17 protein-coding genes are annotated in these 13875 nt (G+C 40.3%); 12 read left to right on the forward strand and 5 right to left on the reverse strand.

Features of this window, described 5'->3' with window-relative positions; all coding sequences use genetic code 11:
• The first annotated feature begins 27 nt into the window (after positions 1–27).
• Positions 28–534, forward strand: a complete 507-nt coding sequence (locus EYS08_RS08500; RefSeq protein WP_131029624.1) for an ankyrin repeat domain-containing protein — start codon at positions 28–30, stop codon at positions 532–534.
• Here the strand turns inward: EYS08_RS08500 and EYS08_RS08505 are convergent.
• The 3 genes from EYS08_RS08505 to EYS08_RS08515 all read right to left on the reverse strand — a co-directional run bounded on the left by EYS08_RS08505 (position 512) and on the right by EYS08_RS08515 (position 4052).
• Positions 512–1117, reverse strand: coding sequence for a hypothetical protein (locus EYS08_RS08505; protein WP_131029625.1), 606 nt, complete (start codon positions 1115–1117; stop codon positions 512–514). The two genes, EYS08_RS08500 and EYS08_RS08505, sit on opposite strands and share 23 nt — an antisense overlap.
• A 54-nt stretch (positions 1118–1171) precedes the next feature.
• The gene (locus EYS08_RS08510) at positions 1172–3364 is read right to left on the reverse strand and encodes a catalase (RefSeq protein WP_131029626.1); all 2193 of its coding nucleotides are present in this window, start codon (positions 3362–3364) and stop codon (positions 1172–1174) included.
• 472 nt (positions 3365–3836) lie between these two features.
• Positions 3837–4052 (reverse strand): hypothetical protein, encoded by a 216-nt coding sequence (locus EYS08_RS08515; RefSeq protein ID WP_131029627.1) that lies wholly within the window; start codon positions 4050–4052, stop codon positions 3837–3839.
• A 325-nt stretch (positions 4053–4377) separates the two neighbouring features.
• Here EYS08_RS08515 and EYS08_RS08520 point away from each other — a divergent pair, with 325 nt between their 5' ends.
• From EYS08_RS08520 to EYS08_RS08540, 5 genes are all read left to right on the forward strand, one after another.
• Entirely contained in the window at positions 4378–4842 is a 465-nt protein-coding gene (locus EYS08_RS08520) for a low affinity iron permease family protein (protein ID WP_131029628.1), read from the forward strand.
• A gap of 10 nt (positions 4843–4852) precedes the next feature.
• A complete protein-coding gene (locus EYS08_RS08525) occupies positions 4853–5149 on the forward strand; it encodes a hypothetical protein (protein ID WP_131029629.1) in 297 nt (98 codons plus the stop codon).
• A 38-nt stretch (positions 5150–5187) separates the two neighbouring features.
• Complete coding sequence (locus EYS08_RS08530; protein WP_131029630.1) at positions 5188–5931, forward strand: DUF72 domain-containing protein; 744 nt, start codon at positions 5188–5190, stop codon at positions 5929–5931.
• Between the two features lie 113 nt (positions 5932–6044).
• On the forward strand, positions 6045–6320 hold the full coding sequence (locus EYS08_RS08535) for a hypothetical protein (RefSeq protein WP_131029631.1): 276 nt from the start codon (positions 6045–6047) through the stop codon (positions 6318–6320).
• 58 nt (positions 6321–6378) lie between these two features.
• Positions 6379–6759, forward strand: coding sequence for a response regulator transcription factor (locus tag EYS08_RS08540; RefSeq protein WP_131029632.1), 381 nt, complete (start codon positions 6379–6381; stop codon positions 6757–6759).
• Positions 6760–6850: 91 nt separating this feature from the next.
• On the opposite strand, the gene EYS08_RS08545 is transcribed toward EYS08_RS08540, so the two are convergent.
• Complete coding sequence (locus EYS08_RS08545) at positions 6851–7354, reverse strand: hypothetical protein (protein ID WP_131029633.1); 504 nt, start codon at positions 7352–7354, stop codon at positions 6851–6853.
• A gap of 468 nt (positions 7355–7822) precedes the next feature.
• Positions 7823–8551: a 5'/3'-nucleotidase SurE gene (gene surE / locus EYS08_RS08550; RefSeq protein ID WP_131029634.1), complete on the reverse strand. Its 729-nt coding sequence runs from the start codon at positions 8549–8551 to the stop codon at positions 7823–7825.
• A gap of 66 nt (positions 8552–8617) precedes the next feature.
• Here surE and EYS08_RS08555 point away from each other — a divergent pair, with 66 nt between their 5' ends.
• From EYS08_RS08555 to EYS08_RS08580, 6 genes are all read left to right on the forward strand, one after another.
• Positions 8618–9538: a diacylglycerol/lipid kinase family protein gene (locus tag EYS08_RS08555; protein ID WP_131029635.1), complete on the forward strand. Its 921-nt coding sequence runs from the start codon at positions 8618–8620 to the stop codon at positions 9536–9538.
• A 185-nt stretch (positions 9539–9723) separates the two neighbouring features.
• Positions 9724–11277, forward strand: coding sequence for an FAD-dependent oxidoreductase (locus EYS08_RS08560; protein WP_131029636.1), 1554 nt, complete (start codon positions 9724–9726; stop codon positions 11275–11277).
• A 109-nt stretch (positions 11278–11386) separates the two neighbouring features.
• Complete coding sequence (locus EYS08_RS08565; protein ID WP_131029637.1) at positions 11387–11668, forward strand: hypothetical protein; 282 nt, start codon at positions 11387–11389, stop codon at positions 11666–11668.
• Positions 11669–11869: 201 nt separating this feature from the next.
• Positions 11870–12346, forward strand: a complete 477-nt coding sequence (locus EYS08_RS08570; protein WP_244215900.1) for a CinA family protein — start codon at positions 11870–11872, stop codon at positions 12344–12346.
• 9 nt (positions 12347–12355) lie between these two features.
• Entirely contained in the window at positions 12356–13033 is a 678-nt protein-coding gene (locus tag EYS08_RS08575) for a DUF6766 family protein (protein WP_131029639.1), read from the forward strand.
• A 110-nt stretch (positions 13034–13143) separates the two neighbouring features.
• Positions 13144–13701, forward strand: a complete 558-nt coding sequence (locus EYS08_RS08580) for a YciE/YciF ferroxidase family protein (protein WP_131029640.1) — start codon at positions 13144–13146, stop codon at positions 13699–13701.
• Positions 13702–13875: the final 174 nt, after the last annotated feature.

Genomic DNA, 13875 nt, shown 5'->3' on the forward strand with positions numbered 1-13875 from the left:
TTTTAACAATGTGAATGTTATATAACAATGGAAAACATAGAACAACTCATTATACCTGCTGCAAGAAAAGGCGATACCGAGGTTTTAAAAGAATTAATACGCAGAGGAGCGAATATAAATTTTCAAGACGCTAAAGGTTATACCGCTTTGATTATTGCCTGCTACAATGACCAGCTGGAAGCGGTAGCATACCTAATTGCTTCAGGAGCAGACTTAAATCTTGGAGATCAGGGAGGCAACACAGCCTTAATGGGTGCAGCATTTAAAGGCTATACCGATATTGCTAAACTATTGATCGAAAGTGGGGCAGACATTAATCTTCAGCATGGAAACGGTGGAACTGCACTGATGTTTGCTGCAATGTTTGGCCGCAATGAGGTATTAAAACTACTTTTAGACAATGGTGCAAAAACCGGGCTCCGGGATATCAGGGGACAGCACGCATTAGATCTGGCCATTTTGCAGGGGAACGAAGCCGGAGCAGAACTGCTTGAATTATACAGCAAAAACGCTAATCTTGCAAAAGCACCTTAACCAGTCCTTTCCACTGCGGATATGAAAAACCCAGTTTGGCTGCCATTCCCACCATAAAATTCCTTCCCTTATCATAAAGGCTGCCGTTATCCGTATTTGGAACTTCATTTCTAGCATGTTCTTCCGCACTAACACATCGTCCAGTCCGCGTAATGATAAAGCTTGATGTAGCCTCACTTTTTAAAAAGTGGGCAGTTTCCTTTTTTCGCGACAAAGGGTGTGCACAGGGCCTTACCCTCATGGATAATGTTTGCTTTTTATCGCCGCTTTCAGTTGTGATCTCCTCGATTTGAACCCAATCATAGCCCATTCCAGCCTGGGTTCCGGGACCAGGAATATCGATTCTAATATAATCATTTAACTGCACCTGCCTTTCTGCACGGATGCCTTGAGGATCAATCAATTGGAATGCGGATATGCCTGCATAACGTCCCCATTCGTTTACGGACAATAATCTGGTACACGCCCGTTCAAAAACCTTTACCGCTTCTGCCAGGGTGCTACAGTTCATGCGCTCTATTACATCCATTTCGCTACCTGTATATTGGGCAGGTACGGCCTCTAAGTTGTTTTTATTTTCCATAGCCAATAAATTTGGTGAAGGCTATTTGGCCTTCACCTTGGTTTGTACCTTAAACTATGCAGGTACTTTTCTTTGGATTTCACGGTCCCAAAAGCGGTGCAAGGCAATCATTTCTGCAAAAGTCTTTATAAGGGCAGCAATATCCTCAGTAATCAAAATTCCTTCGCGTAGTGCAGTATCGTCTGCGTATTCTTCTGGTAGCTTTTTAGCGAAATAAGTAGCTTCCAATACCTGGAGCGCTTGTTTGTCGGCAGCAATTGCCTTACAATGTTTAAAAGCCTCATTTAAGAAATGAATGGCATTGGCTTCTCCACTAAGTGCATTAACTGAATCAGCGCCCCCAGGTACATATACTGCATCGTAAAGGACGGATGCTGCTGTTAGAAGACTTTCATCCACTGCAATATTTTTACCACCTGTCGAAATAATTTCACCCAATCTTGGCGCTATAATATGCACCACCGCTCCCTGTGTAACCAAGAAATCTTTAACTTTGCTAAGTGTCTGCTCATTTACCCCATCTGCAGCAAGTATTGCAATTTTTCTTGACCTGACGGTATCTTTGATCGTTGTGGCCATACTTAGCGCTACAGACCTTGCAAGGCTTCCTTTAGGATTTACAGAAGCATAATCCTTCCTTTTGCCATCCGCTGGGAGGCTATTGTTAAGGTCTACCAAAGGGATTTTTGGAATCTGCAGGCCCAATGCCTGCGCAACTGCCCCAGCCAACCCCTTATCTATCTGAATTAATACAGCCAGCATACGCTCGCGGACATGAATGGCCTTTACTTTACCGAGTTCAAAACTAAGGGCATCAATAAGGTGTTTTTTTTCGGGATCGCTCTGTGAATTGAAAAACAAGCGGGCCTGCGAAAAATGATCGAAAAAACTTCTGCTCCTTGCCCGGATCTTTCTGGCATCAATTGCCTCATTATGACTTACAAAGCCACCTTGTGCTGCTGGTACCTGCCTTGGGTCGTTTGCGGCGAGTCCGTTCGGGCCATAACTGGTTTTACCCCTGTTGATTGTTTGGCGCATATGGCCATCGCGTTGGTTGTTATGCACGGGAATTACAGGTCTGTTAATCGGGATTTCATGAAAATTTGGCCCTCCTAATCGAATTAGCTGGGTATCGGTATAAGAAAACAATCTGCCCTGCAATAGCGGGTCGTTAGTAAAATCGATACCTGGTACAACATGGCCAACGTGGAAAGCAACTTGCTCAGTTTCCGCGAAAAAGTTATCGGGGTTTCTGTTAAGTGTCATCTTACCAATACGCTGTACGGGAACAAGTTCTTCGGGGATCAGTTTTGTAGGATCCAAAAGATCAAAATCAAATTTAAACTCATCAGCCTCAGGAACGATCTGCACACCGAGTTCCCATTCTGGAAAGGCACCTGCCTCGATAGCATCCCAAAGATCCCTCCTATGAAAATCGGGATCTTTGCCCGAAATATTCTGTGCCTCATCCCAAGCTACCGAATGTACACCCAAAAGTGGCTTCCAGTGGAATTTCACAAAACTGGCATCACCATTGGCATTTACGAATCTAAAGGTATGTACACCAAATCCCTCCATCATGCGGTAGCTCCTTGGTATCGCACGATCACTCATTAGCCACATAATCATATGCGACGACTCCGGCATCTGAGAAATAAAATCCCAAAAAGTGTCGTGAGCCGAAGCCGCCTGCGGCATTTCGTTATCAGGCTCTGGTTTTACTGCATGAACAAGATCTGGAAATTTAACCGCATCCTGAATAAAAAATACTGGCATGTTATTGCCTACAAGGTCAAAATTCCCCTCCTGGGTATAAAATTTTACGGCAAAACCCCTTACGTCACGTGCCAAATCTGTCGATCCCCTGGAGCCTGCTACAGTTGAAAACCTAACAAACACCGGAGTTTCTGCTCCCGGATCGCATAAAAATGCGGCCCTGGTTAACTTAGACATGTCTTCGTATACCTTAAAAACTCCATGTGCAGCCGAACCCCTGGCATGCACTACCCTTTCGGGTATGCGTTCATGATCAAAATGTGTAATTTTCTCCCTAAGGATAAAATCCTCCAGAAGTGTTGCTCCTCTTTCTCCGGCTTTGAGCGAATTCTGATCGTCGTTAATACCGACCCCATGGTTAGTTGTTAAAAATTCGCCTGTCGAATCTGCTACAAAAGATTCCAGTTGTGTAGTCTTGTCATTTTCTTGTTGGGCAGGTTTATTTTTTCTTTTTGGTGTTTTCTTGTCCATAGTTTTTTTAGCTTACGCCTCTTTTTGGGCTGTTAACAATATTTTTTTTCTGCAGTTAATGCATTACTAATTGAGGGAAAAACTATCGGCCAATGTGCCGACAAAGTTTATCTTTGCCAATTTATTTTCATCAACAATCTCTGATATTTATGGTGCCGGATGTATTTTCGGCAGCATATAGAAAACCTGCAAAAACAATAAATGGTTTTAACAATTTGCCCTACCATGTTAAGTACCAACTTTGCCCACAGTGCTTTTAATGACCAAAAGTTTATCACAACTGCTTAAGAGATAACCAGGTATTTTACAATTTAGCGTCCGTAAAGTTCGCTTTCTGATTTCAACCATTTTCGAAACGCTTTGGCTTTGTCTGCTTCATTTTTTAACTAACCCAAAGTTGTATTGTTGTTGTTGTTGTGGGTTCCGCTATAGACAATAAAAGTGTTTATTATATTATACTCTTTCAAAAAAATTAACCCTGATGAGGAGTTCCGTTATCTTCTGCGCGGTCTGCATCCGAATCCGATTTTGCTGCTTGTTTTGATAATTCCCTGGCAGAAGCCTCGTCCTGATAAGCACTATCCGCATCACTTGCCTCAATCTGCGAATGCGGTACAATACCAACCTTATTTTCACTGTCCTGTTGATCATTTTCACTGTCCTGTTGATCTGTTTTTTTGTTTTCCATTGTTTCAAGTTTAAACCTTCAAAATTATTTTCTGCAAGAAGCACAACCTTTGTTTTAAAACTTGTGCTTCATTAGATAAACAAGGTAAACTGTTACAGGTTTGATTATTTAACGGTTAAAGTATTTGGTTACAACACTGGTTAACATTTCAATTAAATGTTAACCAGCAGACACAGTATCAACATGTTTTTAATAACTTAAAAAAGGAACGCCCAGGTATTTATACCCCCAAGGCCAGCAAGAGAAAACAAAAACTGAAAACCATCTGAAATTTTCACCTGTTTATATAAACAAAAACAACCCCTTAGACTTAATACTAAAGAATATGACAAACAAGCAAAACTTTTTTGAGCGTATATCTGACAGGATTACTTATTGGACAGGAAGTGCAAGCGCCTTCACCATAGCTGTTGGCATTATCATAATCTGGGGCATTAGCGGCCCTATTTTCAACTATTCGGATACCTGGCAATTGGTAATTAATACCGGAACAACAATTATTACTTTTTTAATGGTATTTCTGATCCAAAAAACCCAGAATAAAGATTCGAAGGCCATACAGTTAAAACTTAATGAGTTATTGGCGGCCAGTAGACATGCGAGTAACCGTATGGTTGATATTGAAGATCTTTCGGAGGCAGAGCTGGATATATTGCATAAATACTATGCGAAACTTTCTGATGTGGCAGAAAAAGAAGAAGATATCCACCACTCACATTCAATTGATTCTGCAAAAAAAAATTCAGAAGAAAAATTAACAGATAAGCCCAGGCTAGCTAAAAATAATTAATAAAACAAAGATGAGAGACCTACCCTTAAATAACAATAAAGAAGAGTTGAATACATTAAAGAAAAAATTTGATGATGGATTAATTGAATCATCGTGGAGCGAAAACGGAGAATTGACCTATATCATCAATGATGGATTGGATTTGAATGAATATGCTAACCTGGCCAAACAAATTCTGGAAAGCGAAGGCGATATTGCCCATGATTTTACAGGCAAGGTTACCAATAAATCGAAAACTGCATCAGCAAAATTCGAATACAGGTCTGGCTGGTTTTTAGATGGCATGGCTGATGGAGAAATTGAATAACCGGTAGCAGCAATGTGCAAACAAACTGATAACGAAATATGAAATTAGGAAAAGCGTACATCGGTACATCGGGATGGAAATACCGTCATTGGGAGGGCAATTTTTATCCTGATGATTTTAAAAAGAAAGATCAGTTTAAATATTTTATCGAACATTTCGATACTGTAGAGCTGAATAATTCATTTTATCGCCAGCCAAGCATTGATAATTTTAAGCAATGGCAATTGCAAAGCCCGAAAAATTTCACTTATTCTGTTAAAGCCAATAGATATTTTACCCACCTCAAAAAACTGAATGTGGAAAAGGGAGAAATCCTGGATTTTTTAAAAGCCACTGAAGGGCTGGAAAACAAACTCGGACCTATCCTTTTTCAGCTCCCGCCTAAATGGAAATTAAATACCGAAAGGCTGGAAAGATTTTTAGAAATGCTTCCTAAAAAGCACCGGTATACTTTCGAATTCAGAAATCCAAGTTGGTATCATGATGATGTATTTACGCTGCTCGCCAAATATAACTGTGCTTTTTGTATTTATGAGCTGGCTGGGCATCAATCTCCTATATTGAGTACTGCAGATTTCGTGTATATCAGACTACACGGACCTGAAGGAAAATATCAGGGAAGTTATAACAACAATAGCTTAACAAAGTGGAACAGCATGTTGATTTCGTGGATAAAAGAAGAAAAAGACGTGTACCTCTATTTCGATAATGACCAGGCTGGTTATGCTGCTTTTAATGCGCTCGAAATAAAAAAGATGATCGGTCCAGCTTATCAAAAATAATTTGGCAAATAAAAAATTAGGCTAAAATATCCAAGCTTATGTTGGTTAAATTTTCGCTTTGATTAAAACTTTTAATCTGATGTTTCTGTTTATTTTAACAATTAAATCGCATTATGGCAAATACTAAAAACGATAGAAAAGACCTTGAGAAAGGCAATCAAAGAAAAAATCAGGAACAGCTAAATCAAATTGCCTTGGGTAATACTGAAATAAAAAACACGCCGTTAACCGATAACAACGATCTTTTAAGTTTGCCCAAAATTTCTGGCACAGGTGCAAACCCTGCCTCAGCCACCCCCCATTCGCTTATTGTACACGAAGATGAAAAGGAGAAAGACAGGTATGAAGAAGGCAACAATAAAGATCAAAAAAATGCTGCTACAGAATAACCTGAAAACGAAAATGCTATTTTAATGAACAAATATTTAGTGTACAAACTATTTCTTTATGGGTAAACTGATCTGTATACTTGAGGATGATGCAGGGATTAGAGATATATTACAGTTCCTGCTTTTAGAAGAAGGCTACCAGGTAGCATGTTATACTACCGTTAATGAGTTTTTGAGCAGAAAGGATATCAGTCCAGACCTTTATTTATTGGATGTGATGTTGCCCGATGGGAACGGCATGGCGGTATGTAAACTGCTTAAGGCTGATCCTAAAACTGCTGCAACACCGATAATTATGATGAGTGCCCATGCCGATATACAACAAATGACCAGCGGATGTAATGCCGAAGAATTTGTGGTAAAACCCTTTGATATTTTTGCATTATTAAAAAAGATTGTCGATCTATTAAATTTAAAAAGTGCTGCAAAGGATTCATAATTGGCTAATTAAACTTAAAATCAGCCAGTTTGATATAATTATAGGGCGCACAACAGAGCGACAAAAACCGGGGCAGCAATACCAGCTTTGCTTATTTTTTTAAACCTTGGATTTCATTCAAAGCTGCCGTCCAATGGGCAATTTTTGCTTCAGCCCAAGCCCTAAAATCAGGGTTGAGCAATCCTGAAGAACCAGCCGCTTTTACGTGAAATTCAATCATTTTTTGGTCCGAATCGATGAGAAGTGAATGTAGCTGTTCAAATTGGACCGGATAATGTTGGCGCAATAGCGTTAGTTTTTGTAAGTGTTCTTCTTTGAGCGAAGTTTGTGAAAATTGATCCTGCGTATTTGTATTTGCTGCTAACTGCTGAATATAGGCTTGATTTTCATTCTCTCTCCTGATCCCTAAACCCTTAATTTCTGGAGCATCGGCCATCTTTTGCAGTTCAAGGTTCAACTGCTGCTGGTATTGCATTTCAGGATACACGGAGTCGGTAAATTCGCGATCGTGCATGGCAAATTCGGTCTGATCATGTTTGCAGCCAAGCAAAAACAGCGAAACGATAAGAAATAGACAAAACTGAGGGTATTTCATGATTTTAACGCTTTTACAAAATATTAATTTACCTATCAATAAACCAGCACAAAATTGTTCCGCTTACTTATCCGGTTTTTCACCATAAAACAAAATAAAAACAGAGATGGTTTTATAAAATTAATTGGTTGATCGAAAAGAAATGAATAAAAAATACCAATGGTTGTGCAGTGAATAATTGCACAGACTAAAAAGAAACCGAAAATAAAAATTTGTAAAACTTTCACAAAAGCACAATTGTTTTATTATTAGCATTTTAACAATAATTCTATTCTTACGAAAAAACTTATGATTATGAAGCTAGCCTGCTCAATCTGCCTGGCATCAGTTGCACAAACACGGCAAGACACCACCCAAAAAAAGACAGAAAAAACAAAACCTGCAAAAAAAAGCAAGGAATGACCGTCTAAAAAAGACACCACCAAACGTGACACGCTCAAACGTGACACCATGCAAAAAAAATTTAAGCTATTTAGACATCAGGTGGCCTACAAGCTCAACCTCATTGGTCAAATCTAACCGCAATGGCGTAATAGAAACATAACCATGCTCAACGGCCCAACGATCGGTATCTTCTTCCGCCGGCTCAAGCGGAGTTACAGTAATCCAAAAATGTTTCCGTCCCATCGGATCTTCTCCCGGAACAACATTTCCATCATATAGGCGCACAGACTGCCGCGTCCACTTAATGCCCTTAGGTTCTGGCGGAAAATTAACATTATACAGGGCAAGTTCGTTGTTTATAAATAATTCCTCGAGTGAACTTACCACAAAGGGTTTTAGTTTTTCGAAATCAGGTTCTGTACGGCCAACCGGCGTACTTAAAGCAATGCCTTTTACACCCAAAAGAACAGCTTGTTTTGCCGCGGCCAATGTTCCCGAATGCCACATGGAATTGCCTAAATTTGGTCCCATATTAATACCCGAAAGCACCACATTAGTATCAGGATATAGGTGCAGGCCAAGTGCAACACAATCGGCCGGTGTACCGTTTACACGAAAAGCATCTATACCCTCAAAAGCAATTGGCGATTTTTTATAGCTCAAAGGCCGCGAATGTGTTATTGCATGGCCCATAGATGACTGTTCTACATCAGGGGCAACAATTCTTACTGAGCCGAAAGTTCTGGCAATGTTGGCAAGTGCTGCTATTCCAGGGCTGTAAATGCCGTCGTCATTGGTGATCAAGATATTCATTTCTATTTTTTTTAATGTTTATACCTCTTAATAAAACTAAGTCTGGCCTATATTGTTCAAATAAAGATGAAAAAGCCAGCGCCTTTAGTTCACGTAATCCATAATCCTGGAGCGGGACAGCAAAAACATTCAGAAAAAAAACTCTCGTCAGCAATTGAGCGTCATGGCTTTTCGATAGATTATGCCTCTTCTGAAAAACGTTCGTTAAAAGATATCCGCCCCGAAACTTCATTTATTGCCATTGCTGGCGGCGATGGAACTATAAAAAAAACGATTATCAAACTTCTTGATAAAAAACTGCGTTACAAACGGCCGGTAGCCCTTCTTCCTTTCGGTACTGCAAATAATATAGCAACCTCTCTTGGTATTTCAGACGATCTGGACCGTAATATAGCTTCCTGGTCTAATTACAATCTGAGAAAATTTGACATTGGACAGGTTACTGGAACAACAGAACCACTGTTTTTCATAGAATCTTTTGGCTTTGGCATTTTTCCTAAACTGATGCAAAAGCTCGAAGACATGGATACAACAGCAATCAAAACGGCTGAGGATGAATTCAAAATTGCACTGGATTCGCTATTAGCGATTACCGAAACCTATGCTGCGCATACCTGTAGTATAGAGTTGCCAAATGAAAAAATAAGGAAAAAATGTATCATGGTCGAAATCATGAATATTTCGCGCCTTGGTCCCAATTTGAGGTTAAGCGAACATGCCGATCCCAGTGATGGTTTTTTTGATGTGGTAATTGTAGAAGAAAACCAAAGGGAAATTCTAAAAAACTATATCGCAGAAATTGCAAAAGGAAAAGATATAGTATTTCCTATGCCGCCTATAAGAACAAAACATTTAAAGATAAAATGGAACGGAAAAGATGCGCACGTTGATGACCAACTGATAAATGACATAAAAAAGAGCCGTTTAAAGGTAAACCTCATGCACAGCCTTGTAGAAATAATGGTGGAAAGTGAAAAACTCAAATAAATTTGCGCCATTTAGCACTACTATTACCGATCATCCTCCTTATCAAAGATATGTAGAAATTAACCGGGCTTTTTTTATCCAAAAAGGATAACCTTCTGTTCAAGGTAAAAAAATAAGCCCTTGGAAATCGCCTATAATTCAAAAACCTTTGTGCTTTACCTCCTGTTTTAACATAAAAACAGCTTATGAAAAACCATACCGACCTTACGTCCGCCAGGGACGGAGAAAATGAAAGTCTATGGCAGATTTCACATCCCCGCCTGGAAATCAAACCGCTTAAAGAAAATACAATTTACGATGTAGTAATCGTTGGTGGAGGAATTACTGGCGTAACCACAGCACTTGAACTACAGCGAAAGGGTAAAAAATGTGTTTTGATAGAAGCGCAAAACCTGGGCTTCGGTACAACAGGTGGCACGAGCGCACACCTGAATACCTTTTTGGATGCTACCTATCCGGAGATTGATAGCGATTTTGGAAAAGAAGCCTCTGCCCAACTTGCCCGTGCTACAAAAGAAATAATCGAAATGATCCACAGCAATATCAAAGCGCTCGAAATCGATGCAGACTTTGAATACAAAGATACCTTCCTCTTCTCTCAGAACCAGGAAGAGACCGAGCAGCTTAAATCCATCCTTTCCTCTTCACAGCAGGCTGGTGTTAAGGTTAGTGAGGTATTTGAAAACGGCATTCCAATCGATTTCCAACACGTGTTATTATTTAAAGAGCAAGCGCAATTCCATCCCATAAAATATATACTAGGCCTCGCCAGAGAATTCCTTAAACTGGACGGAGATATCCTGGAGCATACCTTTGTTGAAAACAGTGAGTATAAAGACGACATCCACTATATAAAAGCAGGCAATATAACCGTTCAGGGCAGACATTTGGTATGGGCTACACACATTCCGCCTGGAATTAATATCCTGTCGCTCAGGAATGCGCCTTACCGAAGTTATGTACTGGCGGTAAAACTTAAAAACGGAGATTACCCCAACTGCCTGGCCTACGATATGCAAGAGCCTTATCACTACTTCCGAAGTCATGAAATAGACGGAGATCAATATCTGTTAATTGGTGGTGCTGACCATAAGACGGGACACGATGATCCGGAAAAGGCCTTTTCAGCGCTAGAGAAATATGCAATGGAAAACTTTGACATCAGCTCAATCGATTATCGGTGGTCATCACAGTATTATGTTCCTGTAGATGGTCTACCCTATATCGGGCAATTTCCGGGTGGTGATACGAATAGCTTTGTAGCAACAGGTTTTAACGGGAACGGGATGATTTTCGGCAGTCTTTCGGCAGTTATCTTAACCGATTTGATATTGGGTATTGAAAACGATCTTGCCAAACTGCTTAGCCCGTCGCGATTGAAACCGATTTCAGGTTTTATGGATTTTGTCCAAGAAAATGCAGATGTGGCCTATCATTTCGTTGCTGACCGGTTTGGAACAGAAATTATCCAGTCAACAAAAGAACTAAAAAACGATGAAGGCAAAATAGTAGAATTAGATGGCAAAAAGCTCGCTTTGTATAAAGATGTAAACGGCCAGGCTATCGCTTTAAGCCCTGTGTGCACACATGCCGGTTGCATTGTTAACTGGAACGCCAGTGAAAAGAGCTGGGACTGCCCCTGTCACGGAGGAAGATTCGCTACTGATGGTAAGGTTCTTACCGGGCCACCAAGGAAAGCGTTGGAGAGAATAGAAATCCACAAGATTGGACAAGCCTGATAAAACATGCTCAGATATAAATCTGGAACAAGATTTCAACCTTTACCAAAAGAGGGGCTAAAAAAGACCAATATCCAAACAAATCAATCAACATTAGGGTTGTAATTTTATGGTTCCATTTAATATCCAGATCGATCATGGTAATGATAAAATTACCCTGACTATTGTTCCAAAGGAAGATTATTATATAATCGTTTATTTTGGCAGTATCCTTGGTGCCATCCGAAAAATGGGGCTTGACTGGATACTACTCCAACAGGAAGAGATTGATCCTGGGCCCCTTAAACATTTCGACCATAAACTGAATTCTGAAGCAACACAAATATCATTAGGTATTCATGAAATTAACCTCATTGCGGGCGAAATTGAAAATCACCTTGTAAATCAGTAATAATAGAAGCTTTAGTCAGATCTTCATTTTGTTTATCACAAAGGTTCCGTTCTTTCCCTCCGCTACATAAAACCATTTATCCATAAAGGTTGTTATTTAGGCCAAAAGACCTCCGCACTACCGCCATCAGGACCTGCAGAGACCTGCAAACTGATCTGTTAATGTTGGGGCCAATAGTAAGATTTTATAATGGATGATAAGATGAAAAGTGTAGGCCAAATGCTTATTGGCAGAAACCTCACCATTGCTTTTGCAGAAAGCGCAACCGCAGGTCGGCTTTCAGCAGATTTTTCAATGATAGAAGATGCGGGTAAATTCCTTAAAGGAGGCATTACCTGTTATGATGCCTGTTTAAAGGAAGATCTTTTACAGGTTGACGCCTCGCTGATCAAGATCTATACCCCTGAATCAATGGAGGTTACACAAGCCATAACCTTGGGGCTGTCAAAATTGATTGATGCTGACATCCATATCGGTATCACCGGGCTTACTGCTCCCGGAGGAAGTGAAACTCAGGAAAAACCGGTAGGCACCATGTTTATCTACGCTACCCACCACAATGAACTGGCTTTTTCAGAAAGGCTTAATTTTACCGGCAGTCGCGAGGAAATTGTTACAGCAACCGTACTGGCTTGCGCAACCATGTTAGAAGATTACCTCACTTCCGTGGATAATTGACAAATAGATATGAAAGCAAAGAAAGTATTTCCAAAAAAGACCTGGCTGTACCGAAATGGGCTCTCCATAACCTTTATCAGCCTATTTGTTTTTACACTCCTGGCACAGGCAATTACAGGATGGAAAGAACACAATGGCGAACTGAGCGATCAGGGAGCGTCGCCGATCTCTTTTAATAATTACCTTCATACCGGGCATTTTATTTCTGCCACTTTCGAAAATTTTGAAAGCGAGTTTCTGCAGATGGTTCTTTATGTGTTGCTAACCGTAAAACTGCGTCAGATCGGTTCGGCCGAATCTAAAAAACTTGATGAAGAAGAAGCAGTAGACCGCGAGCCTGTTGCCTCGAAGAGTGCCCCATGGCCCGTACGCCAGGGCGGACTGATCTTGAAACTGTATTCCAACTCCCTTTCTATTGCTTTCAGCATACTTTTTCTGTTAAGCTGGTACCTCCATTTTTATGGCAGCTGGCGAGATCACAACGCTGAGCAAATATTAAAAGGTCAAGAAACAGATACGATGACCACCTATCTTGGCCAGGCAAACTTCTGGTTCGAAACCTTTCAAAACTGGCAGAGCGAATTCCTCTCGGTGGCTGCCATTGTGGTATTAACCATTTTCTTAAGGCAGAAGGGCTCTCCGGAATCTAAACCCGTAGATGCGCCGCATATGGAAACAGGAAAATAAAAAGATCAGAAATATTATAGACTTGTACCAAGACTTAAAACAAAAAACATAAAACCATTTGAAATTTCAGCCTGTTCTATAGATATCAAAAACCTATTAAAATTATAATTATGGCAACTACAAAAACAGCAGGCAACAAAGCCTCAAAATCTACATCAAAAACAGGAAAAATAGAAAATTCTGAATTCCATGATTTTTTTATTGATGAATTAAAGGATATTTATTGGGCAGAAAAACACCTTGCCAAAGCGCTGCCAAAAATGCAGAAGGCAGCCACTAGCCCTGAACTTGCAGTAGCTTTTGAAAAGCACACCGAGGAAACTCAACAACATGTAAGTACACTGGAAGAAGTTTTTGGGCTTTTAGGTGAAAAACCAGTAGCTAAAAAGTGTGATGCAATGGCAGGTTTGCTCGAAGAAGCCGATGGAATTATTGCTGATACCGATAAAGGTACGATGATAAGAGATGCAGGACTTATCCTGGCGGCTCAAAAAGTGGAACATTATGAAATTGCAACCTATGGTACGCTTAGGGTGTTTGCCGAAAATATCGGACATAGTGACGTGGCCGAACTTCTTTCTCAAACCCTTGAAAATGAAAAGGCAACCGATGTGGCACTTACCGAGATTGCTGTCAACGCGGTTAATGAAGAGGCCGTTACAGAATAAAAAAGAGGGTGTATCATAAAGGCGGTTTCAACTCTGATGCTGTCCTGTTGTCCAAAGGACTCCTAAGGAGAGCCTCCCGATGAAAATCGGGACAAGTCGTCGAAACACCTTAAAGATTATTTAAATAGGCCTTCGATAGGCTATCATTGACAGACTCCAATAGAATGGTCGTCA

The organism is Pedobacter kyonggii (genome assembly GCF_004310665.1).
Taxonomy (GTDB): Bacteria; Bacteroidota; Bacteroidia; order Sphingobacteriales; family Sphingobacteriaceae; genus Pedobacter; species Pedobacter kyonggii.

Excerpts from the sequence above, each read along its gene's own strand:
- EYS08_RS08515 (WP_131029627.1), bottom strand. The coding sequence starts at position 4,052 with ATGGAAAACAAAAAAACAGATCAACAGGACAGTGAAAATGATCAACAG.
- EYS08_RS08510 (WP_131029626.1), bottom strand. The coding sequence starts at position 3,364 with ATGGACAAGAAAACACCAAAAAGAAAAAATAAACCTGCCCAACAAGAA.
- EYS08_RS08505 (WP_131029625.1), bottom strand. The coding sequence starts at position 1,117 with ATGGAAAATAAAAACAACTTAGAGGCCGTACCTGCCCAATATACAGGT.
- EYS08_RS08575 (WP_131029639.1), top strand. The coding sequence starts at position 12,356 with ATGAAAGCAAAGAAAGTATTTCCAAAAAAGACCTGGCTGTACCGAAAT.
- EYS08_RS08570 (WP_244215900.1), top strand. The coding sequence starts at position 11,870 with ATGAAAAGTGTAGGCCAAATGCTTATTGGCAGAAACCTCACCATTGCT.
- EYS08_RS08545 (WP_131029633.1), bottom strand. The coding sequence starts at position 7,354 with ATGAAATACCCTCAGTTTTGTCTATTTCTTATCGTTTCGCTGTTTTTG.
- EYS08_RS08520 (WP_131029628.1), top strand. The coding sequence starts at position 4,378 with ATGACAAACAAGCAAAACTTTTTTGAGCGTATATCTGACAGGATTACT.
- EYS08_RS08530 (WP_131029630.1), top strand. The coding sequence starts at position 5,188 with ATGAAATTAGGAAAAGCGTACATCGGTACATCGGGATGGAAATACCGT.
- surE (WP_131029634.1), bottom strand. The coding sequence starts at position 8,551 with ATGAATATCTTGATCACCAATGACGACGGCATTTACAGCCCTGGAATA.
- EYS08_RS08580 (WP_131029640.1), top strand. The coding sequence starts at position 13,144 with ATGGCAACTACAAAAACAGCAGGCAACAAAGCCTCAAAATCTACATCA.
- EYS08_RS08500 (WP_131029624.1), top strand. The coding sequence starts at position 28 with ATGGAAAACATAGAACAACTCATTATACCTGCTGCAAGAAAAGGCGAT.
- EYS08_RS08555 (WP_131029635.1), top strand. The coding sequence starts at position 8,618 with ATGAAAAAGCCAGCGCCTTTAGTTCACGTAATCCATAATCCTGGAGCG.
- EYS08_RS08565 (WP_131029637.1), top strand. The coding sequence starts at position 11,387 with ATGGTTCCATTTAATATCCAGATCGATCATGGTAATGATAAAATTACC.
- EYS08_RS08540 (WP_131029632.1), top strand. The coding sequence starts at position 6,379 with ATGGGTAAACTGATCTGTATACTTGAGGATGATGCAGGGATTAGAGAT.
- EYS08_RS08525 (WP_131029629.1), top strand. The coding sequence starts at position 4,853 with ATGAGAGACCTACCCTTAAATAACAATAAAGAAGAGTTGAATACATTA.
- EYS08_RS08560 (WP_131029636.1), top strand. The coding sequence starts at position 9,724 with ATGAAAAACCATACCGACCTTACGTCCGCCAGGGACGGAGAAAATGAA.
- EYS08_RS08535 (WP_131029631.1), top strand. The coding sequence starts at position 6,045 with ATGGCAAATACTAAAAACGATAGAAAAGACCTTGAGAAAGGCAATCAA.